This window comes from Streptomyces sp. NPDC005899 (genome assembly GCF_040629645.1).
Lineage (GTDB): Bacteria > Actinomycetota > Actinomycetes > Streptomycetales > Streptomycetaceae > Streptomyces.
Map to the genome: position 1 here is coordinate 1 of NZ_JBEXWB010000567.1, position 2,608 is coordinate 2,608.

General features: G+C 65.9%; 2 protein-coding genes, 1 tRNA gene and 1 pseudogene. 2 read left to right on the plus strand and 2 right to left on the minus strand.

What is annotated here, in order from left to right:
- Positions 1-8: 8 nt before the first annotated feature.
- Positions 9-96 (plus strand) — tRNA-Leu (locus tag ABZ371_RS31475).
- Between the two features lie 88 nt (positions 97-184).
- Here the strand turns inward: ABZ371_RS31475 and ABZ371_RS31480 are convergent.
- On the minus strand, positions 185-706 hold the full coding sequence (locus ABZ371_RS31480) for a hypothetical protein (protein WP_358686108.1): 522 nt from the start codon (positions 704-706) through the stop codon (positions 185-187).
- A gap of 105 nt (positions 707-811) precedes the next feature.
- Complete coding sequence (locus ABZ371_RS31485) at positions 812-1,177, minus strand: hypothetical protein (protein WP_358686110.1); 366 nt, start codon at positions 1,175-1,177, stop codon at positions 812-814.
- Between the two features lie 321 nt (positions 1,178-1,498).
- Here ABZ371_RS31485 and ABZ371_RS31490 point away from each other — a divergent pair.
- A pseudogene (locus ABZ371_RS31490) lies at positions 1,499-2,279 on the plus strand (XRE family transcriptional regulator).
- Positions 2,280-2,608: the final 329 nt, after the last annotated feature.

The window sequence follows — 2,608 nt, forward strand, 5'->3', positions numbered from 1 at the left end:
GACACCTTGTCCGGGTGGCGGAATGGCAGACGCGCTAGCTTGAGGTGCTAGTGCCCTTTATCGGGCGTGGGGGTTCAAGTCCCCCCTCGGACACCAGCAGAGACCCCACTTCACGTGGGGTTTTTCTGTTTCTCAGGCTGTGGCGTGACCAACCACGTGACCAACAGCCGAGCGAATCCCCAGGTCAAACCAGGGATGACAGGCCGAGTCGGCCCGCTCCGGAGGCTGCCAGTCGGCGCGCTCCGTCCTTACGTGTATGGCCGTACCGGGCCATGGTGGAGCCCGGCGAGTGGTGCCGGACGTTCGCGGAAACCTCGACGGGGTTCTCCCCGGCCTCCAGGTCGTTCGTGACCTTGCTGTGCCGCCAGTCGTGGATACGGAAGTCCTCGGGCAGGTGCAGCCGGTTGCGCATGGTGCGCCACCGTGCCGACACCTTCTCGGGGTCCTGGGGTCCGCCTGCCTCACCCCGGTACAGCTTGAAGCCGTCACGGGCGAACACCAGGTCATGGTCCACCCAGGCGGGGCCGAGCCGTTCCCGCTCCGCGTCCTGGCGTTCCCGCTGCCACTTCAGGACGTTCATCACGGACTGGTCCACGTAGATCCGCGCGTTGTCGTCGCCGTCCTTGGTGAGCTTGCGCAGCCGGTAGGCGTTGGCCTCCTCGACCACCACCCAGCCCAGTTCGATGGACCCCTCATCCCAGTTCACGAGGGACCCGGGACATCGGCGAGAGCGCCTGAGACAGGCACACAGCCGTTCTGGCAAACCCCTGGCGTACGCATCGGAGGCATCGTCATGCCCGAGCAGGCAGGGTCAGAGAGCTACCGCACGCACGAGCATCCGCTCCAGAACCAGCGGACCGCCGTCCTGCGAGTCGCGCCCGTCGCCCAGCTCGGGAACGTGGTGGATGTACCGGCCGAAGTGCCGGCCCGTGAAGTGGTGGTACGGGATCGAGTCCAGCATGAACGAGTGCCACGCCTCGTCCACCTGTTTCGACGGACCCATGAGCAGGTCCGGGTTCTCACCGCACGTGACCAGGTAGGCGACGGCCTGCCCGAACTTGGCCTCCGCCAGTTCCCGGGTGTTGTCCGGGTTCCGGAGAAGGAGCGTCACCTCCCGCTCCCAAACGTCCGGCGTGACGTACGCCTTCGGGTCGCGGATCACTACTGCCGTATTCATGCTGGCTGGCCTCCATGTAATCGGGGGTCGGATGTACTCCGGTTCTGTCGTCCGCCTCGGCACTGGGGGCATGAGCACGGGGGCATTAAGCCAGTAGCGAGGGGCTCCCCGCCCTCTCCCTCGTAGAGGGTCTGGGGCTCTGTCTGCGTACCGTCTGCTCGCACCTTGTAGGTGCTGATGCGGATGGACATGACGACCATGTTCCGGATCGGCCGTAACCATCGCGGCGACGTTCCCGGCGTCCCTCGGGCGTCATCTCGGTGTCGAGCCGAAGGCGTCAAACCGGTGTCATTGGAAGCGCGTCGTGGCTAGCCTCAGATCATGACGACCACGGCCGAGCGTGAGCGAATCCCTAACGACGTGCTGACCTCAGTACGCAAGTCGATGAACCTCAGCCAGGACGAATTTGCCCAGGGGCTACGGGCTACGCAAAGCGGGTGAGGAGCTGGGCGAACCCAACGACGCCTCCAAGCGACTCGTGCAACGCTGGGAGTCCGGAGAGACCAAGACATGCCGTCCGCTGTACGCGCGGGCGCTGAAACGGTTCACGGGCCGCGCCCCCGAGTCGCTGGGTTTTGCCATCCCCATGACACGCGTCCACTCAGACGGCGCAGGAGGCCACGACATGGAAGCAGGAGAACTCGGTACCGCCGGTGCCGCCGCAAGCCCGGAGACAGAAGCTCAGGGTGAGTACGCGGGTATCTGGCTGTCGCGGTATGAGTTCTACTCGTCCAGCCGTGACGAGACGTTCGACTGTAAGCACTACGTCGTGATCGTCCAGCACGGCAACCGGCTGACGGCGCAGAGCTTGCCCGGAGCCTCGACCAACCCGGACAGCCCCCTGTCTCTGGATCTCACCGTGGACCGAAACGTCATCACGGGCACCTGGACCGAACAGACTGCGGCCGATGGCTACTACCAGGGAGCCCGCTATCACGGGGCCATTCAGATGCTGATCGAGCCCACCGGCCGCCGCATGGCGGGCAAGTGGGTGGGGTTCGGCAAGGATTTCGACGTGAACACCGGACCGTGGGAGCTGCGCCTACTCGACCGGTCCACGGGCCGAGCGAGCATTGAGCGGTACTCGACTCTTCCATCATGAGCGGCATGGTTGGTCATGTGACCAACGGATGACCAACAGCGCCCGGAAGCCGCAGGAAACAGCAGGAAAGGACCGGAGAAGCGCCCACCTAGATACCGCCGTTCATCGGGTATTTGTGCAGGTCAGGGCATGTAAAGGCTGGTGCCCGAGTGGAGAGTTCAAGTCCCCCCTCGGACACCAGCGGAACCCCACTTCGGTGGGGTTCTTCGCGTTCCGGGGCCGCGACGTCGGGTGCGCGCCCCGGCCGGGGGCCCGCAGGCGCGCGGCCGGGGGCGCGGGGGGGGGGAGCCGGTGGGGGCCTTCGAGACGGCCGGCCCGGGCAGCTGCAC